The 23327-nt window shown below is 54.2% G+C and carries 25 protein-coding genes; 11 read left to right on the top strand and 14 right to left on the bottom strand.

The features are described 5' to 3' along the window. Window positions 1–12: 12 nt before the first annotated feature. The 8 genes from WC903_03360 to WC903_03325 all read right to left on the bottom strand — a co-directional run bounded on the left by WC903_03360 (window position 13) and on the right by WC903_03325 (window position 10965). Complete coding sequence (locus WC903_03360) at window positions 13–756, bottom strand: glycosyltransferase family 2 protein (GenBank protein MFA5892985.1); 744 nt, start codon at window positions 754–756, stop codon at window positions 13–15. Then, the gene (locus WC903_03355; protein MFA5892984.1) at window positions 744–3215 is read right to left on the bottom strand and encodes a DUF2079 domain-containing protein; all 2472 of its coding nucleotides are present in this window, start codon (window positions 3213–3215) and stop codon (window positions 744–746) included. The genes WC903_03360 and WC903_03355 overlap by 13 nt, the downstream gene beginning before the upstream one ends. After that, window positions 3212–4138, bottom strand: a complete 927-nt coding sequence (locus tag WC903_03350) for a glycosyltransferase family 2 protein (GenBank protein ID MFA5892983.1) — start codon at window positions 4136–4138, stop codon at window positions 3212–3214. The genes WC903_03355 and WC903_03350 overlap by 4 nt, the downstream gene beginning before the upstream one ends. Window positions 4139–4371: 233 nt before the next feature. Then, the gene (locus tag WC903_03345) at window positions 4372–6531 is read right to left on the bottom strand and encodes a 6-pyruvoyl-tetrahydropterin synthase-related protein (protein MFA5892982.1); all 2160 of its coding nucleotides are present in this window, start codon (window positions 6529–6531) and stop codon (window positions 4372–4374) included. Further along, window positions 6528–7280, bottom strand: coding sequence for a hypothetical protein (locus WC903_03340; GenBank protein ID MFA5892981.1), 753 nt, complete (start codon window positions 7278–7280; stop codon window positions 6528–6530). The genes WC903_03345 and WC903_03340 overlap by 4 nt, the downstream gene beginning before the upstream one ends. A 116-nt stretch (window positions 7281–7396) precedes the next feature. Next, window positions 7397–9517, bottom strand: a complete 2121-nt coding sequence (glyS, locus tag WC903_03335) for a glycine--tRNA ligase subunit beta (GenBank protein MFA5892980.1) — start codon at window positions 9515–9517, stop codon at window positions 7397–7399. Next, window positions 9514–10368, bottom strand: coding sequence for a glycine--tRNA ligase subunit alpha (locus WC903_03330; protein ID MFA5892979.1), 855 nt, complete (start codon window positions 10366–10368; stop codon window positions 9514–9516). Before WC903_03330 ends, glyS begins: the two co-directional genes overlap by 4 nt. 63 nt (window positions 10369–10431) lie before the next feature. Next, window positions 10432–10965: a hypothetical protein gene (locus tag WC903_03325; GenBank protein ID MFA5892978.1), complete on the bottom strand. Its 534-nt coding sequence runs from the start codon at window positions 10963–10965 to the stop codon at window positions 10432–10434. Between the two features lie 238 nt (window positions 10966–11203). Here WC903_03325 and WC903_03320 point away from each other — a divergent pair, with 238 nt between their 5' ends. Together WC903_03320 and WC903_03315 are read left to right on the top strand one after the other, a co-directional pair. After that, window positions 11204–12094: a helix-turn-helix domain-containing protein gene (locus tag WC903_03320; protein MFA5892977.1), complete on the top strand. Its 891-nt coding sequence runs from the start codon at window positions 11204–11206 to the stop codon at window positions 12092–12094. A 41-nt stretch (window positions 12095–12135) separates the two neighbouring features. After that, window positions 12136–12939, top strand: coding sequence for a hypothetical protein (locus tag WC903_03315; protein ID MFA5892976.1), 804 nt, complete (start codon window positions 12136–12138; stop codon window positions 12937–12939). A 685-nt stretch (window positions 12940–13624) separates the two neighbouring features. On the opposite strand, the gene WC903_03310 is transcribed toward WC903_03315, so the two are convergent. The 3 genes from WC903_03310 to WC903_03300 form a co-directional block, all read right to left on the bottom strand. Then, a complete protein-coding gene (locus WC903_03310) occupies window positions 13625–14188 on the bottom strand; it encodes a hypothetical protein (protein ID MFA5892975.1) in 564 nt (187 codons plus the stop codon). A gap of 134 nt (window positions 14189–14322) precedes the next feature. After that, a complete protein-coding gene (locus WC903_03305; GenBank protein MFA5892974.1) occupies window positions 14323–15312 on the bottom strand; it encodes a bifunctional methionine sulfoxide reductase B/A protein in 990 nt (329 codons plus the stop codon). Window positions 15313–15482: 170 nt separating this feature from the next. Continuing rightward, the gene (locus WC903_03300) at window positions 15483–16121 is read right to left on the bottom strand and encodes a hypothetical protein (GenBank protein MFA5892973.1); all 639 of its coding nucleotides are present in this window, start codon (window positions 16119–16121) and stop codon (window positions 15483–15485) included. 85 nt (window positions 16122–16206) lie between these two features. Here WC903_03300 and WC903_03295 point away from each other — a divergent pair, with 85 nt between their 5' ends. Continuing rightward, window positions 16207–16533 carry a cupin domain-containing protein gene (locus tag WC903_03295; protein MFA5892972.1) on the top strand — a complete coding sequence of 109 codons (327 nt, stop codon included), beginning with the start codon at window positions 16207–16209 and terminating at the stop codon, window positions 16531–16533. A gap of 7 nt (window positions 16534–16540) precedes the next feature. Here the strand turns inward: WC903_03295 and WC903_03290 are convergent, their stop codons facing one another. The 3 genes from WC903_03290 to WC903_03280 form a co-directional block, all read right to left on the bottom strand. Beyond that, entirely contained in the window at window positions 16541–16909 is a 369-nt protein-coding gene (locus WC903_03290; protein MFA5892971.1) for a hypothetical protein, read from the bottom strand. Between the two features lie 17 nt (window positions 16910–16926). Continuing rightward, window positions 16927–17322: an FMN-binding protein gene (locus WC903_03285; protein MFA5892970.1), complete on the bottom strand. Its 396-nt coding sequence runs from the start codon at window positions 17320–17322 to the stop codon at window positions 16927–16929. 181 nt (window positions 17323–17503) lie between these two features. Further along, window positions 17504–18031 (bottom strand): YbhB/YbcL family Raf kinase inhibitor-like protein, encoded by a 528-nt coding sequence (locus tag WC903_03280; protein ID MFA5892969.1) that lies wholly within the window; start codon window positions 18029–18031, stop codon window positions 17504–17506. Window positions 18032–18160: 129 nt separating this feature from the next. Between WC903_03280 and WC903_03275 the strand changes: the two genes are divergently transcribed. The 8 genes from WC903_03275 (at window position 18161) to WC903_03240 (ending at window position 23239) form a co-directional block, all read left to right on the top strand. After that, window positions 18161–18424: a metal-sensitive transcriptional regulator gene (locus tag WC903_03275; GenBank protein ID MFA5892968.1), complete on the top strand. Its 264-nt coding sequence runs from the start codon at window positions 18161–18163 to the stop codon at window positions 18422–18424. After that, the gene (locus WC903_03270) at window positions 18411–18731 is read left to right on the top strand and encodes a hypothetical protein (GenBank protein ID MFA5892967.1); all 321 of its coding nucleotides are present in this window, start codon (window positions 18411–18413) and stop codon (window positions 18729–18731) included. The genes WC903_03275 and WC903_03270 overlap by 14 nt, the downstream gene beginning before the upstream one ends. A gap of 49 nt (window positions 18732–18780) precedes the next feature. Beyond that, window positions 18781–18918, top strand: coding sequence for a hypothetical protein (locus WC903_03265; protein ID MFA5892966.1), 138 nt, complete (start codon window positions 18781–18783; stop codon window positions 18916–18918). A 137-nt stretch (window positions 18919–19055) separates the two neighbouring features. Beyond that, entirely contained in the window at window positions 19056–20075 is a 1020-nt protein-coding gene (trpD, locus tag WC903_03260) for an anthranilate phosphoribosyltransferase (GenBank protein ID MFA5892965.1), read from the top strand. Continuing rightward, window positions 20033–20773, top strand: coding sequence for an LPS export ABC transporter ATP-binding protein (gene lptB, locus WC903_03255; protein MFA5892964.1), 741 nt, complete (start codon window positions 20033–20035; stop codon window positions 20771–20773). Before trpD ends, lptB begins: the two co-directional genes overlap by 43 nt. Beyond that, window positions 20770–21861, top strand: coding sequence for an LptF/LptG family permease (locus tag WC903_03250; protein MFA5892963.1), 1092 nt, complete (start codon window positions 20770–20772; stop codon window positions 21859–21861). The genes lptB and WC903_03250 overlap by 4 nt, the downstream gene beginning before the upstream one ends. Next, window positions 21861–22853: a DUF3084 domain-containing protein gene (locus WC903_03245; protein MFA5892962.1), complete on the top strand. Its 993-nt coding sequence runs from the start codon at window positions 21861–21863 to the stop codon at window positions 22851–22853. The genes WC903_03250 and WC903_03245 overlap by 1 nt, the downstream gene beginning before the upstream one ends. Then, entirely contained in the window at window positions 22850–23239 is a 390-nt protein-coding gene (locus WC903_03240; GenBank protein MFA5892961.1) for a hypothetical protein, read from the top strand. Before WC903_03245 ends, WC903_03240 begins: the two co-directional genes overlap by 4 nt. Window positions 23240–23327: the final 88 nt, after the last annotated feature.

The raw sequence follows: 23327 nt of genomic DNA, 5'->3' as shown, positions 1-23327 counted from the left end.
CTGGGGGCGATTTTAGCACTTTGGCTGGAACAGTGCAAACTTTCCCAGGCCCAGTTTATGGAGGAGATACTGGCCGCAGACCCGGAGCGTTTGCAGGCCGTAGACGGTGCTCCGCCAGAAGTTGATCTCCGAAGCTTCGGCAAAGTAGCGGCAGGGGACGGCGATCTCGCCGGCCCTGAAACCGGATGCGGCGGCTTGGGCGAGCATTTCGGTGTCAAAGACAAAGTCGTCGGAATCGTCTTCAAAGCGGATCGTTTCCAGCAGTTTCCGGCTGAAAGCGCGGAAACCGGTGTGATACTCCGAAAGGTTGAGGCGAAAGGTCAGGTTTTCGATCAAGGTCAGGAATTTGTTTGAAGCCAACTTGTAGAGCGGCATGCCGCCGGCCAGCGTTTCTCTTTTACCGCCTAAGACCCTTGATCCCATCATAATGTCTACTTTCCCCTGGAGGATTGGTTCGACCATCTGCGGGACTTTAGTCGCGTCGTACTGCCAGTCGGGGTGGACCATGACGACGACATCGGCGCCGCTCGCCAGCGCTTCCTTATAGAGCATCTTCTGGTTGCCGCCGTAGCCGAGATTGCGCGGGGTCCGCAAGACGCGAATGCCGAGCGAGCGGGCGATCTCAACGGTGCGGTCTTTCGAGCAATCGTCGCCGAGGAGGACCTCATCGACCGATCCGGCCGGGATGTCCCGAAAAGTCTTCTCCAGCGTCTTTTCGGCGTTATACGCCGGCATGATGACGATCACTTTGGCCATGCTGGCACCTTTTTTAAACTGATCTCGTCGAAATACGCCGTCCCTTTGGTCGTCGCCCCAAAATCACCGAGGCGGCACTCTATTTTAACCCGTTCGGCATTCGGTGGTGTGCGGCTGGTCACTTCCAGCAAGGTCCAATCATTATCCCCCCGCAAGATCCTGGTCCGGAGGGAAGTCCCGGCGATCTGCAGAAAAGCCCCGGTCCCCGCCGGGCCGACGCCGGCCGTCTTGACCCAGCCGGCCAGCCGGTAGGTAGTATCGGGCTCGACCTTAACTTCCTGGACCCAGCGCGAATCGGCGGTGCCGTCGTGCCGGACCATGGCGCAGTTTCGTCCCGACCTGGCTCCCGGTCGAAGCAGATACTCGCACTGCGCTTTATCGTCCTGCCAGCATTCCACCAGCCAACCGGCCGGCTTGTTAACGAGCGCTTGTTCAAAGCCTGGGTTCTTGACCAATTCGGGCTGGCCTTGCCCGCTGGCCAGAGCCAGTTGCCGGAGCCTCTCCCGGAAAATGGCCGGCCCATTCCCCGCCGGCAGATCGCCGTCGGTCACGATATATTTTTTCCCGTGAGGTGGCAAGACGATGAACTTCAAACCGAACGGCTCGCCGTTATTGTCATATTTAAGGAGAAAAGGATAAATGCCGGCGGCCAAAATTGCCGGGCCGGCGATCTTTTTTCCCTGGACAGTCAACTCACAACGGGAGGGGCTAGCTACCAAAAAACTATACCGGCCGCCGGCCGGCAGAAGGAGAAAGCCGGTGAACTCGACCGAGCATGGCCGCTCTGGGGGGACTTCTTCGCCCAGCACGTTCCGGAAATAGTAATTCGACTCCGGAAAGTAGAGCATAGAGATATTTCCCTGGGGTCTGTTGGGTGGTCCGGTGAGGCGATAAGTAACACTGGGCCGGCCCGGCTCCTGGCGCGGAACTCTTTTCAAAACCATGGTTTGGCTCCGCTCATAGAGCGGAGCGAACCGTCCGGAGCCGACCAGATAAGCCAGGATCTCCCCGTCTTCCGCAGAGAGATTAGGTTGGTCGATGACCAGGTAGTCAACATGGCCGAGCGCCGGAGGTAAACCTTTCCCTTCTTGGAACCATTGTCCCCAGAGCGTTGGCCGGAAAGGGTTGGGGAAGAGATATATCTCCCGGCGATGGGAGAGGTGGGGGACAAAGGCCGAAGAGGCGGAGACCTTGGCGTCAGCCGGGATAAGTTGGAGCGCGTCCAGTCTGGCCTGGTTGGCTTTGGCAGAGTAAATGTTTCCGCGCTCCAGCAACAGAGGGAGCTGGCGCGGCAGGGGAAAATGGCTGAAGGCGAAATTGCCGGCCAGGGCAAAAACGAGGACGAGCCAACCGAGAAATTTGACCGCTTTGTCTGCGGCAAAAAAACGCCGCCGGAGGAATTTAAGGCCGTCAACCAGCGCGAAAAACAAAATGGCTGTCTGGATATAATTATAATGATAATAGATCGAGCGGATATAGCCTGTCCCGCTCAAGACGTTCAACCCGAGCGAAGGGAGGGCGAGGAACATATAGGCCGGGCCGAGTAGCGGAATAAAGGCGAGCGGGGCGAGCAGGCCAAAATAATAGGCCAGGCTGTCGGGGCTGAAAATTTGCCGCAGATAAAATTGCGGATTGAATAAGTTGGCCATCAATCCCCGGAACCAGTGGGAGTAGGTCAGCGGTTGCGCGGCGAAGATCCCGACCTCATTAAAGAACGGCAGGAAGAGGCGCGAACAGAGGAGATACCAGGCCAGGCTCAAGCCGGCGGTCCACCAACCGTGTACGTATTCTTTTTTGAAGAGGACCAGGTAAAGGCCGAGGAAGATCCCGGTCAACGAAACCTCGTCCTTGGCGATCAAGGCTAGAGCGAGCCAAAGATAATAATACCGGTAATTTTTCTCCTGAAGAAAAAAGAGGGTCAGGACCATGGCGGTTACGGTAAAAGCTTCCGGGTGGTATTGCTCCAGGTTCATATTTTGCAGAGCGGGATAGAGGAGGTAGGCCAGGGCGACGGTTGCCGCCAGCCAATCGTGTTTTAATTCTTTCCGCGCGAAGAAGAAGAGGGGGACCGCGCCCAGGGCGATGATCAGCGCCTGGAGAATAAATAGGCTATTGATGCTGCGGAAGAGCCGGAGAGCGAGCGCGGCGAGGAAATGATAGAGGGTGATCGAATCGCCAAAAATGTTCAACCCCCGGACCGTGACCAAAGGAGCGGAGAATTGAGAGAGGAGCCAGGCTCCCTGGTCCTCGATCCCGGCATCAAAGGCTTGGGTCTGGAAGGTCTGATGGAGGAGGATAGAATAAGCCGAGAAGGTGAAAATGTAGTAGCCGACCGCCGCCAGGACGATGAACCAGGCGTAACGCGGCTGGCCCAAGCTTTTTAGCCAATTGATAAATGAGCGGAGCAACCCGCGATAATTCTCGATGGTTTCGGCGAAGGTTGGCGGCCGGTCGGTCATAACCCGATCTGCCGGCTGATGATATAAAGCGGCCGCTGTTTAGTCTCTTCAAAGACCCGGCTTAAATACTCGCCGATCACCCCGAGGAAGATCAGCTGGATCCCGCCGATGAAGAGGACCGTGACCAGGACCGAGGTCCAACCCTCGATCGCCCGGCTGGTAAAGAGGCGGATATAGACCGCATATAATATGTAGAGGAAGCTTAGGCCGGCGACGGCCAAACCGAGATAGGTAGATAAGCGCAGTGGAACGGCCGAGAAAGAAGTGATCCCGTCCAGGGCGAAGGAGAACATTTTCCCGAAGGAGTATTTGCTTTGGCCGGCGGTTCGCGCCTCCGCTTCGTATTCGACGAAAGTCTGCCGGAAACCGATCCAGCTGATCAGGCCGCGGAGAAAACGGGAGCGTTCGCGGACATTTTTCAACGTATCGACCACTTTCCGGTCGAGGAGGCGGTAGTCGGCGCTACCGGCCGGGAGGTTGATCTTGGCGATCCGGTTGATCAGCCAGTAGAAGAGACCGGCCGTTAACCCTTTCAATTGCCCGGCCCCCTTGGTCTCTTGGCGGATCGTGTTGACCACTTCGGCCCCGTTCTCCCACTGCCGGACCAGTTCCGGGACCAATTCCGGCGGATGTTGGAGGTCGGCGTCGAGCATAATGACCGCGTCACCCTGCGCGACATCCAGGCCGGCGGAAAGGGCGGCCATATGGCCGAAGTTACGCGAGAAACTGACCGCTTTGACCTTGAAATCCTGATTATGGAGGGTGGTAATGACTTGGAGCGAGTTGTCCGTGCTCCCGTCGTCGATGAAAATGATCTCGTAGCTGTTCTTGAGGACTTTGGCCAGCCGGGCATGGAGCGGGAGGAGATTCTCCGCCTCATTAAAGACCGGGATAACGAGCGATAGCCTAGGCTTTTCTGACATGGGTAAAGTTAATTATACCAATCACCGACAAGCTAAACAAGGAGTCAGCAAGACGAAACAGCCCTCACCCATGGTGCTAAAGACTCTCACCCTCTCCCAGAGGGAGAGGGTATGTTACCTTGCATAACACCTTCTCCCGCCCTCACCCATGACGCTGAGGCTAACTCACCCTCTCCCAAAGGGAGAGGGTATATCGCCTTGCGAAACACCTTCTCCCCCTGGGAGAAGGTGCACTACTTTGGCGGATCGGATGAGGGAAAGAGAAGGTGCGAAACTTTAACACATCGGATGAGGGAGAACAGAACCAACATAAGCCCAACCAGGGTCATTCCCTCCCCCAGATAGTTCCAGATCGTCTGGCCGAAGTATAACCTAACGTGAGTTTGTTGGGGATAAACGAGCATAAATGACGGGGAGACGAAATAGACTTTGTCGGCCCCTTCGACCTGCCAGTTGGGATGGTAGGAGACTTTGATCAGGTGGGGTTGGCCGATCAGGTTGGTGTCGAAAATGATCTCTTCGTTCTTGATCGTCTCTTTGATCTCCGGCTGGGCCATCTTCAGCGGTACTTTGGGGAGAGCGCTCAAATCGCTCGCCTTCTCTTTGAAGCGAGGGTCGTCCCGGAAAACAAGGAAAGGTTCGTCACCGGTGTAATTGCGGAACCAGTCGAATGAGGCCAGCTTCCACTTATCTGTCCGGAAGAAGACCGGCTCGTACCGCAGTGGAACGACATAATGCCCGTCGTTCCCGGTTAGACGATAGATCTGGTATTCGCCGAATGTTTTTTCCAGTTGAAAGCCCGGGGTCTCGGCGGCCGCCTTTTTGGCTTCCGGTGTCCGGACGATATATTGGGCGACGTTGAACAGGAGGAGGTGAGGCAAAGCGGTCGGCAGGTTAAGATGGGTGTATTGGTACTGCGGGAAGGGGCCGGAACAAACTTTGGAAACTTCCGACTGGATATAAAAGATGAACGGCGAGCTGGGGGAGGATTGCATGTAGAGCCCTTCCAGCGTGTTCCGTTGGGCAAATAACGGGAGCGACTCAAAGACCCGCTCGGTGCCGAAGGCGTTATGGAGTGGCGAGTGTTCATACACCACCCGTCCGTTGTCGGGCGAGCGGAGGTGGGTGCTGATCTGTTGCAGGAGGGGCCAGGTGTTCTTGCCGTCAAAGCCGCTGTAGTTCCAGGCGATCCACCCTTTAATGAAAGTAACGTTGACCGCCGTCCAGAGGATGACGGAGAGGAGGAGTATCCCGGGAAGCGCCTGCTTGAAGTTCATTTCCTTGAGGAAGACGAGCGGGAGGGTCGCGCCAAAGATGGCGATAAATATCTGTAAAATTGGGATGAAGCGGATGTCGAGGACGCCAATCCGGGGGCCGAGAAAATAGAGGAGGAGGCAAAGGGCGATAGTGTAAATAAAATACCAGGTGCGGCGGTCAAATAGGTTGAGAAAGATGGCGAGGAGGCTTAAGATCGCTCCCGGGATCAAGACGCGGGGGAGGACCTCAAAGATCGATTTGATATACCAGGCGGTGACGTATTCTGTGACATAGGGGAGGGTGGCGAGGAAGGGGAGGAACCAGAAACCGAGCAGGAGCGTTCCCAGGCCAAAGACCCGGACGAGATACCAGAGATTGTCTTTGAACGACTGCCGGCTGAAGAGAAAATACGAGCCGATGACCAAGCCAAAAATGAGCGAGTAACCGTGACTTAGCCCGAGCAGGCAAACCAGCAGGCCGTTCAGGATAATCCACTTTTTATCCCTTATCCCAGCATAGAGCGTCCCGAAGAAAAGAAAAGCGAGTGAGATGCCGAGACTGTACGAGATCTCGCCGGCCAGGGTGCTCGGAATATTGGCCCCCCACATGCTGTTGGCTTCGTTGAAGAGGAAGGGGAGGGTGAAGAGGGCGGAGGTGATCGGGACCGGGAAGTCGTACTTTAGCGCCCGGAAAGAGAAATAGATGGAGAGCGGGAGGAGAAAGATCCCGAGAACGGAAATGAGCTTGAAAGCGATCTGCAGCGGCAAAATAAAACTAAGGCCGGCCATCAGGACGAAGGGGAGAGGGAAATAATGGTAGAAGAGCGGGAAGCCGGCATAATTCCCCATCATCCACCCCATGATCTTCCCCTGTGGCAGGAGGGCCTCTTTCAGATAGACGGCGGTATTATAGTGCGAGCCGGTGTCGCCGCCGGTCGTGATCGTGCTGGAAAAAAGCTGGTTCGGGGCAAAGAAACTTAAGAAGAAGACCAGAATAAGCGCCAGAATTACCAGATCGGCGACGGACTCGAAAGAGAGTTGGAATCCTGCGACTGAACGTCGCGGCTTCCAACTCGCGAGGAAACCGCGAAGTTTATTCGCAGGTTTCCTCGCAGTGTCTAACCGCTCTTCCTTCACTTTTTCTTGATGAATTGGGCGGCGATGAAGGCGATGACCAGGGCGGCGAGCAGGAGGTAGATGAGAATATAGCTTAGGCCGAGGAGCGACTCCTCCGCCGTGATCTTGACCGTCCCCGGGGCGACACTGGTGTAATGAAGGCCGCCGCTCTCATATTCGGTGACGGCAAAAAGTTGGTAGGTGCTCCCGTTGAGGGCCGAGAAGTTTTTGAGCTTGAAGCTGGCGCTCCCTTCCGACTTGGGGGATAGGACCAGCTCGACTTTCTCTTGGCTGATGCTCAATTCTTGCGGCGCGACGAGATAAGTCTTTGCCCGGACCTCGCTCTCGCCCAAATTCTTTAGCGTGAAGCGGAGCTCCCCTTCTTTGGCAAAAGCGGTCGCTTTAGCCTGGCCAAAGATAGGTGAGGGAGCTTCCCGGCCGAAGGCGTAAGTCTGGACCGACAGGGCGGAGAAAGGATATTGGTTGGCGTCGGTATAGTGGAGGATCAGGAGGAGGGGATAATTCCCCGGGACCTGATGGGTGAGCGGGACGTCGAACTGGGCCTGATAGGCGGTGTTGACCGGGAGCTCCGGCCGTTTTTCGGCCAGCAGGCTTTGCCCGGCGACTTTTATTTCGGCCCGGAGGTTATAGGCCGACTCATCTCCCTTGTTGGTCGACGAGATCATGACCTTTAAGTTCTTCCCCTGGACTTTCGAGGAGAGCGCGGTGTTCAGGCTGATATAGCTGGCCTGGGCAGGAACTTCCAACATCAAACATCCAACTTCAAAACAAAGGGCAAATACCAAAACAGAAGAACCCAAACGTTTGAGATTTGTTATTTGTGATTTAATATTTGTTTTGAAGTTTGAGGTTGGAAGTTTGAGGTTCATTTCTTTCCTTCAATAACTATCTGCCTGAAGTCGGCGACAGCCAGATATAATTTCTCGAGTGACTTGAGGAGGGCGAGGCGGTTCAGTTTTAACCGTTCGTCCTTATGCATGACGAGGACTTTATCGAAGAAGGCCTCGATCGGGTCGGTTAGGCGGGAGAGTTCCCGGGCGGCGGCGGTCCACTCTTCTTTCTTGATCCGCTCGTTGACCTCCCAATTAACTTTGAGATAAAGCGCGTAGAGCTCCTGCTCTTCCGGTTCGACCAGGTCGTGTTCCAGCACCTGATCGCGCGGTGCTTTGCCCGCGATCCGGGAGAGGCGGTCGGCCGAGGCGATCACGCCGGGGAACCACGGCTCAACGACCAGCCGGTTCAGGACCTCGGCCTTGGCCAGCGTATCGAGGATATCGTTGAAGTTGACCAGCGCGGCCTCGGCGATGTCATGGCGGACCCCTTGGTCGACCAGGATCGGGCGGAGGCGCCCGACGAAAAATTCAAGGATATCTTTTTTGAGCTGGGAGAGGTTAGGGTTCCCGGGCAAGAGCGCTTCATAGCCTTTGTAGGCATGCTCGATCGTCTCATCGAGCAGGAGATCGAGCTTCTTTTCCCCGACGATCCGGATGATCCCTTGCACCGCCCGGCGGAGGCCGTAAGGGTCTTCCGAGCCGGTCGGGATATAGCCGGCGGCAAAGGAGCCGACCAGCGAGTCGAACCGGTCAGCCAGGGCGACCACTGTCCCGGTCAGCGACCCCGGCAGTTTATCTTCGGCAAAGCGGGGGAGGTAATGTTCGAGGATGCCGTCGGCCACCGCCCCTTCTTCCCCGGAGGTCCTGGCGTATTCCCGCCCCATCACTCCCTGCAGTTCCGGGAATTCAAAGACCATCTTGGTCGTCAGGTCGGCCTTGCACAATTCGGCGATCCGGTGGACGACTTTCAGGTCGTTAGCTTCGAGCCCGAGCCGCCGGCCTAGCCACTCGCCCAGTTGGCCGATCCGTTCCGCCTTCTGGCGCATATTCCCGAGCTTTTCGAAGAAGGCGACCTTGGCCAGGTCGGGGAGGCGGAGCTTGAGCGGCTGTTTCTGGTCTTCCTCGAAGAAAAAGCGGGCATCGGTCAACCGGGCGGTCAGGACCTTTTCGTTCCCGGCGACAACGGTTTTATTCTTGCAGCCGTCGGTAACCACCGCGAACATCGGCCTTAGATTGGAACCCGCGAATGAACTTCGCGGTTCTAGTAACGGGAAATACTTTTGGTTTTTCTTCATGGAGGTGATCAGGACTTCCTGAGGTATGTCGAGGAACTCTTTTCTGAACGTTCCGACATAAACAACAGGGTTTTCCACCAGGAAGGTCACTTCGTTCAGCAACCCTTCGTCGACCAGCGCGACCGCGCCCGCCTTTTTCGCCGCCGCCTCAACCTGCGCCTTGATCAACAGCTTTCTTTCTTCCTGATCGACGACCACGCCGAGCTTTAAAAGTTGTTTTTTGTAGGGTAATAACTCCGCAGCCCTCACCCGCTGACCCTTAACCTTCCCCCCTCTCCCAGAGGGAGAGGGGTAATAGCGATGAGCGAAAGTTGTGTTGCCGGACTTAATGCCGGCCAGCTCGAACTTAATGACCTTTTTGCCGTAGAGAGCGACAATCGAGTGGATCGGCCGGATGAACTTGAAGTCTAGTTTTCCCCAGCGCATGGCGAGCGGCTGGTGGAGTGAAGAGATGATCTCGGGGAGGAGGGTGGAGAGGAGCTTTTCTGTTTTCTGCCCGTGGCGGACCACTTTGGCGAAAACATAATTTCTGTTGTTGAGGGTCCGGACAGTCAGCTGTTTGAGGTCGATCTGATGGCTCCGGGCGAAACCGAGCGCCGCCGGGGTCGGCTTGCCGGACGGATCAAAAGCGGCTTCAGCCGACGGGCCTTTCAACTCTTCGGTCACGTCGGGTTGTTGGCCGGCCAGGCCCGCCACGAAGAGAGTTAAGCGCCGCGCCGTCCCCAGCGTGACGACCTGTTCGAAGGTGAGCCGCTCGCGGGCCAGTTTCTCTGTCGTTTTTAGGCGCAAGTCGTCCAAGAACCCCGGCATTAAACGGGCCGGGATCTCTTCGCAACCGAGCTCGAGCAGGAGGTTCATGGTGTCAGTCCCTCCACATATATTTTCGCGCACCAGCGCGCCATCTTCCTGATCCGCAAGATATACGCCATCCGCTCGGAGACCGAGACCGCTCCCCGCGCGTCGAGAATATTAAAAGCGTGGGATGACTTTAAAATATAGTCATAGGCCGGGAGGACCTCGCCGTTCTTGAGCAGGCGGAGCGCCTCTTTCTCGTAGATGCCGAAGAGGAGGGAGAGTGCGGAGGTGTCGGCCGTCTCGAAATTGTACTTGGAATGCTGTCTTTCCTGGGGTAAATAGATGTCGCCGTATTTGACGGTGTCGTTCCACTGGATCTTATAGACGCTGTCGACTTTCTGGATGAACATGGCGAGCCGCTCGAGGCCGTAGGTGATCTCGACCGGGATCGGTTTGCAGTCGAACCCGCCGCACTGCTGGAAGTAGGTGAACTGGGTGATCTCCATCCCTTCGGCCCAGACTTCCCACCCCGTTCCCCAAGCGCCGAGGGTGGGGGATTCCCAGTTATCCTCGACAAAGCGGACGTCGTGCTTGGCCGGTTCAATGCCGATCGCCCGGAGCGAATCGAGGTAGAGGTCCTGAATATTTAAGGGCGACGGTTTCATGATGACTTGATATTGGAAGTAGTGGAAGAGGCGGTTCGGGTTCTCGCCGTAGCGGCCGTCGGTCGGCCGCCGGACCGGGTCGATATAGGCGGTATTACACGGTTGCGGGCCCATGGCGCCGAAGAAAGTGGCGGGGGACATTGTCGCCGCCCCTTTTTCGATGTCGTAGGGTTGGCGGATAACGCAGCCCTGGTCAGCCCAGTAACTGTTCAATCGGGCAATGATTTCCTGGAAATTAAGCGGTTTCACTCTGCCCTGATTATAGCAACGAACTCGGCGCCGCGCCAGGGGCCGGGTCTTTAGCGCTGCCCGTTACTTATCGCGGACTACCAGGAGCAGTCCGAATTCGGCGGAAGACACGTTTGTCGGGGTGTTCCCTTTAAAATAAGTGATCCCGCCGGCCACGCCGTTGGCCAGGATATTTCCGTGGAGCCGGCAGCCCAGGTCGGGATTGCTCGAAACCTGGGTGGCGAACGATGAGATATTGTTCCGTTTTAGCGCCTGACGGAAACGCGCCAATCTGGGGGCTTCCAGCACTTCGCGGCCTTCGCTCAAGTCCAGTAAACAAACGTTCAGTCCGGTCACCTGGCTGATTTCCGCGACGATTTTTTCCTGAACTTTCAGTTCGTTTAAGCCGAGCCCGGCCGCAAAACCATGAGTATTAAAGAGCGTTGGGACGGCGAACTCCAATTTATCGCGCACACTGCGCAGGCGGCCGGTCAGCCGCAAAGCCACGATCCTGGCTCCCGAATTTAATTTCGCGGCCAGGCCCAGATCGGACGCCTGCCAAACTACGCCGCATTTGTGGACGCCGGGGCCCGTTGAACCTGTTAATCTATCGATCATTTTCTTCTTCCCCCTTAAAAAATTGCTTCTTGATTCTGGATCAGAAAGCTATCTCTCTATCGGATGGGTGATCGGAAAATTTCACTGTTAATTTAATTGGTAGCGGCCGAGACCGACCTCGCGCGACCGCTACGTGCGATACAAGATAATTACCGCTTGACGCGATATGATATATAGGTCATAATATTGATATGAAAATATGACATATAAGTCATATTTAAGCAGGGAGGGATAAATAATGGCCAAGGTAAAAAACAAATTAAAGACCGATCAACTATCAAGGGCAACCCAAGAGGGCGCTTTGGTCCCGATCGAGAAACTGGGCCAAAGATTGAGAGATTACAGAGAGACGCTAGGAATGACCCAGGCGCAGTTGGCAAAAAGACTGAAGGTTGGGCAGTCGGTTATTTCCCGGATCGAAGAAGATGCCGCGTCGAGCAGTTTAAAGACGATCGTCAGGATCGCCGGTGTGCTGGAATGTGATTTTTTGGGCGCTCTTGTTTCCCGTGGGTCGGTGCCAGAGAAGGTCAGGCGGCAGGCGGAGCGGGTGGCAAAAATGATGATTGCCAGGACCTACGCCAACATGGCGATGGAAAAGCAGGCCCCGTCCGGACAAGCATATGCCGATCAGCTGGAACGGCTGATCGAAGAATTATCGGCTAAGCCGGGTTCAAAGCTTTGGCATGAATTATGTGACTCCGAAGCGGTTCACCCGGGGGTTGATCGGCTGATGCTGGTCTATCTCGTCCGTCATGGTGAAGCTCTCCCGGCCGAAACCGACCCCGCTCGTCCTCTAAGTGCCAAAGGTCAGGCCGAAGTGGAGGCGACGGCCAAGGAGCTTTTGGCCGAAGGAGCGCAAGTCTCCGAGATTTGGCACAGCGGTAAGTTGCGAGCTAAACAGACGGCCGAGATCCTGGCCCGGGTCTTGAATGTGGTTAAGGTAATTGAAAAGAAGGGACTCAAACCCGACGACCCCGTAACACCGATCGCGAAACTCCTCCGCGAAACCGACAAAACCATCTTAATCGCCGGGCATTTGCCGTTTTTACCGAAGTTGGCTCTTCTATTGAAGCCGGAGTTGGGGCAGGTTGAGCTGAGGACAGGTGGGGTGGTGAGGTTAACTATTTAGCTTGCCTTTTACTATCAAGGGTGTAAGATTTGTTTATATTTATGATAGATGACTGCAAGAAATTAACTGAAGAGATAAATAAACTTAATTGCTATAAGGTGTTTTATTTTGGTAGTAAACCTTTAATTATTTATAAAAACCATAGATTCATTGTTCCGATTATTTGGCAGGCCAATAAACTAAACATTATCGATTCAAATATTAATATTTTGTGCCTTGATAAACATCTCGATGGCAAACATTGTGAAAATGCCAATAACATGAAAACAATCACCACTTTTAATGATTTATATCGGCATTGTCGCGATAATTTAAGTAAAAACAATGATGATTGGATAAGCATTTTAATGGAGGAGAGCTTAATTAATAGGTTTATATATGTGGGGGAGGGTTCGTTTGGTTCCAATATTCTGGAGCAATTTCCAGGTAAAATATTTGAATTAACGATGATAGAGGGGCAATTTGACAATCAAGGCAAATTAAATGATATTGCTCGTAAAGAAGAATTGAATCAATTGTGGGATGCGTTGAAATGGGAATATAGGCCAGAAAATGGTTTTCGCATGGATAAAAGCACTAAAATATTGCTAGATATCGATTTGGATTATTTTACTTTTGATTGGAGAGGCAGGCATTATGCGTGGCAAGACCAATTTTATGATTTTGAGTTCAATCCGAAAGGGGATAAGTTTATAAATGATATAATTGATCGATCTCCATTTATTACTATAGCCACAGAGGAAATGTGTTGTGGCGGAAAAAATGAGGCCAAGAAAATATTAAACAAATTAAACATGAAATATTTTAATAGCACGATTGCCATTGAGGAGTGTTTTGCTGTATGAAGGATGATTATTAGCGCCATCTTTGGGTGTTAACTGGATGGTCAGTACTGTCATAGGACTGGTTGCGGCAAAGATGTTAGCGGCCTTCTTCGTCAATATTGTCTATAATATATTTTAGTGACATACCCTTGGCAAGTCGCATTTTTACAAACTTATCACGATATTTACTGTAACTATTGTTTTCTTTAATTAATTTGGCCCAATCTTCCTCCATTCGTCTCACGGTCTCATCCCAATTATGTTTTGCAAGATTTGTATAATAATTGTAAGAACTCATCAAAATATAACAAAAGGGTATGGACATTATAGTTGCTAACATCATTCTAGTTTTATCATCTTTGATAAAGAACAGAAAAGAAAATAAGCCGAATATTTGAATGGCAAGAAAACCAAGGGATGCAAAGACTTTGATCGGTCCTACAACGTTGCGAAATCTATAGTAGGGGGTAAACTTGGAATATGGCCATTCAGATGAGTAGAAAAAAAGGTTAAAGGGAGGAATACTACAAGAGCTAGCAAATATATAGAAACAATATGCTAATAGTGACAAACAAATACATAAAAGAAATACGCCTAGAAGGATTAATAATAGTGATTCCACCGATGTGGTGAGTGATGTCAATATGTTGCTCATGGGGAGATTATCACACCATCATCTTTGGGAGTCAATGGTGGGGTCGGGAGATCAGGATTGAGAAGAGATTCTAGTGTTGTTTCGCGATTTTAGCAATTCAATAACAGCGTTATATAAATCTATTAGTGAATTCAATCCCTTTTTGCTAATATCAAACTTTTTGCCCCCGAAGGTGTATGTGTCATTAATGATATTCCCAAGATCTGTACAGTTATTCTTTACATTCTTATCAATGTGCTCGATCATGTCTCTTGCCTCTTTAAATATTTTGAGTTTTCTGAGGTATTGTCTTTTTAACGGCCTTAGTAAGGGATCCTCTTCGTAACTACAAAAAAGTTGAAATAATTTATCTACTTTATCTCCGCAAATAAAATAGTAATGCACATCTAAAAACATCATTTCGTGTTTTTGCCAGAACTCTCTTCTGACCATAAGCTTTGTTGTGTTTACTGTTTTGGCCAACTTGTTGAGGATGGAATTTAAAGTATTAATCCGATCCCATTGAATTATTGCTCCGTTTACATATTTTTCAAACAAAAAGAAGGCTAATTTAGCTTTATTATTATGAATATTAAATAAAAGCTCGGAAGGGATATTATATAATTTATAGTTCATATTTACTATTTATTGTGTTCTTGCTTATATTCTCCCACCACCATCTTGGGGTGTCAATGGTGGGGGAGCGAGGGGCGTTATGCGGTGGCGAAGCGCGTTTCGTAAGGCGTTAAGCGAAACGCGGAGCGCCAGAATTATTGACCCCGCTTCTGCAAATACTTTTGATGATATTCTTCGGCCCGGAAGAAGTTGGCAGCGGGGACGATCTCGGTTACGATCGGCTGCTTATACTTTTTCTGCTCCGCTTGCTGCGACTTTTCGGCGGTGGCTTTTTGTTCATCATTATAATAAAAGATCGCCGACCGGTACTGCTTACCGACATCCGGCCCCTGGCGGTCGAGCTGCGTCGGATCGTGGATCTGCCAGAAAACCTTTAACAGTTCATCGTAACTGACCTGCGTTGGATCATATTTCAGGTGGATGACCTCGGCGTGGCCTGTATTCCCGCCGCAGACCAGCTCGTAACTCGGGTCGGGGGCCGTGCCGCCGGCAAACCCGACCGCCGTCTCCTTGACCCCCTTGACCTTATCGAACTCTTCCTGCACGTGCCAGAAACAACCGGCGCCAAAGGTTGCCTGCTGGAGTTTGGCTGCCGCGCCAAAAGGGACAAACTGCAAGGCGACGCCGTTGATGCAGTAGCGCTTCCCCGTAGGCCGGGGCCCATCGTTAAAAACATGCCCAAGATGCGCGTCGCAGCGGGAGCAGAGGACTTCGGTCCGGCTCATACCGATCGAATTGTCCGGCCGCTCCTTGATGTTGAGCGGGGAGACTGGCTCGTAAAAGCTCGGCCAGCCGGTGCCCGACTCAAACTTGGTCCCGGCTTTGAACAGTGCCGTGCCGCAGCGGACACACTCGTAAAGGCCGGCTTCTTTGATCTTCTCAAACGTGCAGGTGAACGGCCGCTCTGTCCCCTTGTTGGCCGTCACTTCATATTGTTCGGGCGTCAGCAGCTTCTGCCACTCCCGGTCGCTCTTGACCACCCGGTCAATAACAACGACCGTTCCCAGGCCGGGTTCATAGAGACTGATCTTGCCGGTCTCGCTAGGTTTGGGGGCTTGCGCCATGGCTAATACACCTCCGGTTAGGGAAAGGAACAGATAAAAGAGCAACAGTTTTTTGGGCACGGAAATATTCTCCCACCGCCATCTTGGGGTGTCAACATTGGGAGAGGTACCAGGGACTAGGTGCCGGGGACTAGGGGGTTGGGGGACAGTTAATCGCCAATTCTCAAAATCCAATGACAAAAGAAATCACAATTATTCAATATTAAATGAGTTGAGGACCGCGCTGTTTTTTAAAAATTGACCGTCACGCCAAACTGGCTGAAGTTGATCGCGGCGTCCATCCAGGCGTTCTGGTTGCCGGTCGTCTTGTACTTTACCCCGGCCAGCGTCAATATCCCGAGCTGGTAATAAACGCCGACCCCCATCGCGTCGGTCAGCTTGGTGCAGGTCTTAGCCCCGATCATCAGGCCGGGGATCCCGCCGCTGAAGTTGCCTGCCGGGGCCGGCGTGCCGGCAACCGAGCTGATCTCCTGCTGAGCGCTGAACCAACCGAGGTTGTAATCAACAAAAGCGGAGACTGAATTGCGGCTGTCAAAATTGAGTTCGACAATGCCGCCGAGCGAGGTCTGGAAGAGCTGCATATCGTGCCAGGTGGTGGCCAGCGGAGAATAGTTGAAGATGAAATGCGGTCCCGCCTTGACCCCGGGCGCCAGCGGATAAAAAAGAGCGGCTTCGCCGCCGAAACCGAGCCCCGACCCGGCCTTGAGCGTTCCCAAATAGATCGAATCCAGGGAATCCCGCAAGGAAACGCTGGTCGTGTTGATCAACAAGTTCGCGTTCAGCGTGCCGCCTAGCAGCGGGAGATCAGTCGACCAGGCCGGACTGATCAAAAGAGCGGGGAGGAGCAGGAGCAGAATGATGTTTTTCATGGTCCCTCCGTGGCGATCTGTTTGGCTCCTATTTTCCCACCGCCGGTTTGTCATGTCAAATGTTATAATAGCCAAGAGGTGCGGTATGGCAGAAAATAAATTCCAGGCCGGGGAAGTTGAAGAGTTGAAAGGGTTGATCGATTACCAGAGCGATTCGATCGTCAGCAGGATGTTGATCAATAAACCGAACGGGAGCGTCACTCTTTTTGCCCTGGCTGCCGGACAGTCGATTGCCGAACATAAAACCCCGTTTGACGCGCTGGTTAATGTCCTCGATGGGGAGGCCGAGATAGTCATCTCCGGGAAAAGCCATCTCGTGAAAGCCGGCGAGGTCCTTTTAATGCCGGCCAACGATCCTCACGCCCTGTTCGCCCGCCAGGGCTTTAAGATGCTTTTAACGATGGTCAAGTAGCCGAACGCTATTTGCCGAGCTTCTTTTGTAAAATATACCCGACCGGGATCGTCATTGCCGGCATGACCAGGTAGCGCAGCCCGATTTGCTGGAAATACACCAGATAGGGCATCTTGGAGAGAGGGAGGAGGCAGACGAAGTCGAGCAGCCAGTTGAGGACTAGCCAGACTACTCCCAGCCAGATCCCTTCCGACAAATAGTTCTTTTCAACTTTCTTAAAATAGAGTGCGACGCAGATGGCGCCGGTCAGGCTGCCGACCATGATCATGATCGTCTTGAAGAAATGGACGTCGGTCTGCATCAAACCTAACAACGGGATAGAAGAGACGAAGGGGACGACCCAGACGATGAAACCGTAACCGAGCTTTCTTAACATGATAAACCCTCCTTTTTCTACTTCCCGGTCAGCGCCCGGTTGACGGCGATCATGATGCTCATACTGCTCCCTGACGCGCCGGTGACCGCGTCGACTTTGGGCGATTGCGCCTTAACTATCCGGTTGACCGTATCGAGCGCCTCGTAACCGGGGCCGCATTTTTGTTCCATAATCTTGATCTCCTCGATCCGGTGGCGCTTGACGGTGACATTAACTTTAACGGCAACGAGGAAATCGCTGAAACTCCCTTCATAAACGCCGTCCGTGACCTTGGAGAGGTTGAGCGGCTGGATACTCGCGTACTGCCGCTTAACGTTGTTGGCCATTGATTGAGCGCGGATATAGAACGCCCCGGCCAAACAAGCGAGCACCAGCACAATAACGGCCACGACCAGACCGATCTTTTTTAACATGTTTGAACCTCCATTGAATGTAATTCTCCCACCACCATCTTGGAGTGTCAACATGGGGAGGGAACTGGGGAACTGAGGAACTGGGGAACTGAGGAACTGGGGAACTGAGGAACTGGGGAACTGAGGAACTGGGGAACTGAGGAACTGGGGAACTGAGGAACTGGGGAACTGAGGGGACTGGCTATCTATATTTCCCGATCAATTCAGCCTGGGTAATGATATGCCCCTTCATTGCTTGCTCGAGCGCGGGGCGGGCGGAGCCGGGCGGGAGAGTTAATTCACAGTTGAGCGCGTAGAGGGTGAAAATATAACGATGGGTGCCGGACGGCGGGCGGGGAGGAACGTATTCCGTCCGGCCGATCGTATTCTTACCTTCAACTGCTTCCGCCGGAAGTGTCCCTTCTTTTATCCCCGCTGTTCCAGGAGAAATGTTCCAGATAAGCCAATGGGTGAAAGTCCCGATCGGAGCATCGGGATCGTCAAGGATCAGCGCCAAACTGCGCGCCGTTTTTGGAACATGGCGGAAGGCCAGCGGCGGGCTTTGACCTTCGCCGTCGCCGGTGAAGCGGACCGGAAGTTTTTCATTATTCCCAAAAGCCGGAGAAGAGAGAGACATGTTTGCCATTTTAACCGCCTTTTTTAGCTTTGCTCCCTGGCCGGCCGTGACGAAAAGCAACAGGACAAAGAATATCGCGAATACTTTTTTCATGGCGCTGATATTTTCCCACCGCCAGCTTGGGGTGTCAATGGGGGGTACGAAGAAAACTCTAAATACCCGCCTCTAAAAGGCTTGACAAAGCCGGGCGCCAGGTATACCCTAGGGGGGTATTGGTGAACTATGCTCGATCCAAAAAAGAAAACCCAATTAGGTAAACGACTCAATCGGATCGCCGGACAGGTCCACGGGATCAGGAAAATGGTGGAAGAGCCGCGCTATTGCGTCGAGATCCTGACCCAGATCGCGGCCGCCCGGGCGGCCCTGGCCGGGGTGGGTAAGTTCGTCCTGGAAGACCACCTGAATACCTGCGTCAGCACGGCGATCAGAAGAGGGGCGGCCGAGCGCGAGATCAAGGAGCTGATGGATGTATTTGAGAAATTTTAAGGTCATTGCCTCCCTGCTGGCCTTTATTTGGCTGTTCTCCTGCCCGGTTTTGGCGGCCTGTCCCGGGAGCCAGGGCGATTGCGGGCAAAAATGCTGTGAGAACGAACTATCCGGCGGCCATTGTCAGGCGGCAGTCATTAATGATGACAGCTTGTCGTCTGAATTGCCGGACCTGGCCGGCACGGTCCCGGCGGCTTTCGGTCCCGTCCTCCTGGCGGAGCTGATCTCTCCCCTGATCATTGTCCCGGACCTGGCCTTGGCCGTCGAAAGCAAACTCCATCCGCACACCGGCCCGCCCCAGATCTGATCGACCCCCTAGTTTCTGATCCATTCCCTTATTAAAAAGGAGTATTCAAATGAAAAAGATTATGGCTATCGGTTTATTGTTGCTGACGGTCGTGCTGGCCGGGTCTTCCTTCGCGGCGACGGCAAGTTGCTGCCAGAAAGGGGCCGCGTGTTGCCAGGCCAAGGCGGCTTGCTGCGTAAAGAAGTAAGCGCACAGTAGTTCCCTGCGGCGGGGGTCGTTTTTATTTATAAAGCGGCTCCCGCCGCGTTTTTTCTACCGAGAAGGTAAGCCCTTGCTCGCCCCTAAATTAGGGTCTATAATAATAGCGCAGGAAGGGGAAAAACCATGAAAGACGCTATTAAGAAAGTGGTCGCAGGACACAACCTCACCCGCGAGGAAGCGGGGCTGGCCATGGATACGATCATGCAGGGAAACGCGACCCCCTCGCAGATCGCGGCCCTTTTGGTCGCCCTGCATACCAAGGGCGAGTCGATCGATGAGATCACCGGGTTCGCCGAGAAAATGCGCGAACACGCCACCCACATCTTTCCCCACACCCAGAACCTGGTCGACACCTGCGGGACCGGGGGAGACCTCTCCGGCACTTTTAACGTTTCGACTGTCTCGGCCATCGTCGCCGCCGCGGCCGGCGTGGCCGTAGCCAAACACGGAAACCGCTCGATCTCGAGCCGCTGCGGCTCGGCGGACGTCTTGGAAGCGCTGGGGGTCAAAGTTGACCTCGAGCCGAAAAGGGTCGAGGAGTGCATTGATCAGGTCGGTTTTGGTTTTATCTTTGCCCCGAACTTTCACAAAGCGATGAAATACGCCATGCCGACCCGCCGGGAGATCGGCATCAGCACCGTTTTCAATATCCTCGGGCCGCTGACCAACCCGGCCAACGCCCGGGCGCAGGTCCTCGGCGTTTTCCACCAAGATCTGACGAAGATCATAGCCGAAGTGTTGAAAAACCTCGGCGTCAGGCATGCTCTGGTCGTCCACGGGATGGATGGGCTGGACGAAATATCGTTGACGGAAAAGAGCCAGGTGACGGAACTGCGCGACGGGGCGAGCAAAACTTATTTCATCAAGCCGGAAGACTTTGGCTTGGTCCGCAAGCCCCGCGGGGAGGTCCTGGGGGGCTCGGCCCAAGAGAACGCGGCGATCACAATCGATATCCTGAAACAAGAAGAGCGCGGGGCCAAGCGGGAGATAGTTTTGCTTAATGCCGCCGCGGCCCTCTATGTCGGCGGCAAAGTTAACGACCTGAACGAGGGGATGGCCCTGGCGGCGGCGACGCTTGAGTCCGGCGCGGCGGCTAATAAATTAGAGGAGATAATCACATTTACATCAAAACAGAAAAGCTAGTCAAGAAGTATGGTCAGAAGACCGCGGTCAACGAGGTCTCCATTTCGGTCAATCAGGGGGAGGTCGTCGGCCTCCTTGGCCCGAACGGGGCGGGGAAGACCACCACCTTTTACATGGTCGTCGGGCTGGTCCGGCCGAACGCGGGCCAGGTTTTCCTCGGCGAGCACGATATTACCCGCGCCCCGATGCACAAGCGTTCCCAGCTCGGGATCGGCTACCTCCCGCAGGAGCAGTCGATCTTCCGCAAGCTGACCGTGGAAGAGAATATCTACATCCTCTGGGAGCTGATGCCGGAGATCCCGAAGCGCGAATACGAAACACGGCTGGTCAAATTACTCGATGAGCTCGGCGTGACCGGTTTGCGCCAACAAAAAGCTTATTCGCTTTCCGGCGGGGAGCAGCGCCGCGTCGAGATCGCCCGCGCCCTGGCCACGCAGCCCTCCTTCCTGCTGCTCGACGAACCGTTCACCGGCATCGACCCGAAGACGGTCGGCGACCTGCAAGACATTATCCGCCGTCTCAAAGAGAAGGGGATCGGTATCCTGATCACTGACCATAACGTCCGGGAGACCCTGGCCATCACCGATCGGGCTTATATCATCCATAAGGGGGAGATCCTGGTGGCCGGCGACTCCAAGACGATCTCCGAGAGCGAGGACGCCAAAAAATTCTACCTAGGAGATGAGTTCCAGCTTTGATCAAGATCCTGGACCGTTATATTTTCAAGGAATTACTGGAACCGTTCCTCTTCGGCCTCGGTTCCTTTACCGCCATCCTGGCCTCGTCGATGATCATGTTCGAGCTCGTCCGGGCGGTGGTCCTGAAAGGGATGCCGCTGACGACCGCCCTGCTTATTTTCGTCTATCGCCTGCCGGCGATCGTTGTCTATATCTTCCCGATGGCGACCCTGCTGGCCGCCCTGCTCGCTTTCTCCCGCCTGTCGCACGACAGCGAGATCATCGCTTTTCGCGCTTCCGGCCTCTCCTTGTTCCGCCTGATGGTTCCGGTCCTGGTGCTGGGCCTGCTCGTCTCCCTGGTCAATTTGACCTTTTCCGAGATCGTTGTCCCGGAGTCGACCCGGGCGGCGAAAGCGCTCCTCCTGATGACCTCGACCAAGCTCGAACCGAAACTGCAGAAGAATATCTTTCTCCCCGAGCTGGAGAACGGCCGGCTGAAGCGGATCTTTTACGCCGAGACGATGAAAGGGAAGGTCATGTCGGGGGTGATCGTCCAGGAATTCACCGCGGGCCGCCTCTCCCAGATCATTAACGCCAAAGAGGGGCTGTGGGCCGGTGACAAGAACCAGTGGCTTTTCCGCGACGGAACGATCTATCTCCTGGCCGAGAGCGGCGAATACAAGCACCTGATCAAGTTCCAGGAACAGTACGTCACGATCAAATATACTCCGGCCGACTTCGCGACCGACGACCGGAACCCCGAAGAAATGAATATCGCCGGCCTGCGCAACTTTATCACCCTCAAGGAGAAGATGGGGGCGGACGTGGTCGATCTGCAGATCCAGCTCAACATGAAAATGGCGATACCGTTCGCTTCACTGGTCTTTGCCCTGCTGGGCGCCCCCCTGGGCTTATCCCCGCGCCGCGCTTCCGGTTCGATCGGCCTCGGCATCTCGATCATCGTCATCTTCTTTTATTACATCACCACCTTCATCACTATGGCGATCGGTGAAATGCGCGTCATTACCCCGGGGTTGGCGGCCTGGCTGCCTAACTTCATCACCGGCGGCGTCGGCTGGTACATCCTGAAAAAAGCGGCGGATAAATAATGCTCCCCTTCGTCTGGCGGATCATCCTCATCCTTTTTGTCCTTGGCGGATTGATCGCCTACAGCGGTAACCGGGTCGGGAAATATATCGGCAAAAAGCGCCTGACGCTGTTCCATCTCCGGCCGCGCCACACCGCGACCGCCATCACCATCCTCTCCGGGATACTGATCGCTCTTTTGACCATGGGGGTCTTGTTGCTTGTTTCCCAGGACGCGCGGACCGCCTTGCTCGGCCTCGACCGGTTGAAGGGTGAGATCACGGAGCGCAACCGGGAGTTGAGCGCGGCCAATGAGGCCCTCCTTAAACTAAACCAGGAGCTCGCCCTGAAAAGCGCCCAACAGGCGGAAATAGAAAAGAAACTAAACCTGGCCAAGGGAGAAGTCGTCAGCCTGCAGCGGACGAAAGAAAATTTAAATAAAGAAGTGCGGCAGGCGAGGGAAGGGGAAGTTGTTTTCCGGGTGGGGGAAGTGGTCACCCTCTCGTTGGTCCAGGCCGGACCCGAGCGGAGCAAGCTGGAGAGTGGCCTGGAAGAACTCCTGGCGGCCGCGTCGGTCGAGGCTTCGATCGAAGAAATAGATTCGGCGGTCGACCGGCTGGCCGGACAAAATGACCGCTATGTGGTCAGGTTGGTCGCGGCCCGTAACGTTCTCGGCGGCGAGACGGTGCCGGTCCGGATCGAGCTGGCCTTGAACCGGCTGATCTACCCGGCCGGCCGGGAGATCGTAGCACTCGATATCCCGAACGGGTTAACCGCGGCCGCGCTGGAGAGCGAGATCATGCGCTTGCTGCGCAACTCGCACAATACGGCGCGTGACGCCGGCGTTCTCCCCAATACGGCCGGCTCGCTGGGGAGCGTCCCCTATTCGGACATCTCTGAACTGGCTAAAAAACTGAAGTCGAATAACAAGAAAGTCGGCTTGCAGGTCCTGGCGGCGCGCGATATTTATACCATCGGCCCGGTCACGGTCAGGTTCAAGGTCAGTTACCGATGATACTCGCGATCGATCCCGGCAAGGATAAATGCGGCTTGGCCCTGTTGAATAAAGAGGGGAAAGTGCTGGAGCAGAGCGTGGTCAAGAGAAAAGATTTAGCGCGCCAGATCACCCATCATCTTGCCGGCACCGTCGTGGTCGGCGAAGCCGCCGCCGGCCGGGAGATCAGGGACGACCTGGCCAAACATCATCCCGAGCTAAAAGTTGTGATGTATCCGGAAAAAGACTCGACCTGGCAGGCCCGGCAGCTGTTCTGGCAGGCCAATCCGCCCCGCGGCTGGCGCCGCTTCGTGCCAACTTCGTTCCTCACCCCGCCCGTACCGGTCGATGACTATGCCGCGGTGATAATCGGCCGGCGGTTTTTAAGCCAAACGACAATTAAGTAATTCTACTTTATTTGCCGATTTTCGGCGAAATTTTTGCTAAAACCTGTCGATATTATAATTAGAGGGATCAAAGTGTTAATCTTGAAAT

This window comes from Candidatus Margulisiibacteriota bacterium (assembly GCA_041658645.1).
GTDB lineage: Bacteria > Margulisbacteria > WOR-1 > O2-12-FULL-45-9 > XYB2-FULL-48-7 > JBAZZV01.
This window is presented reverse-complemented; position numbering and strand designations above follow the sequence as displayed.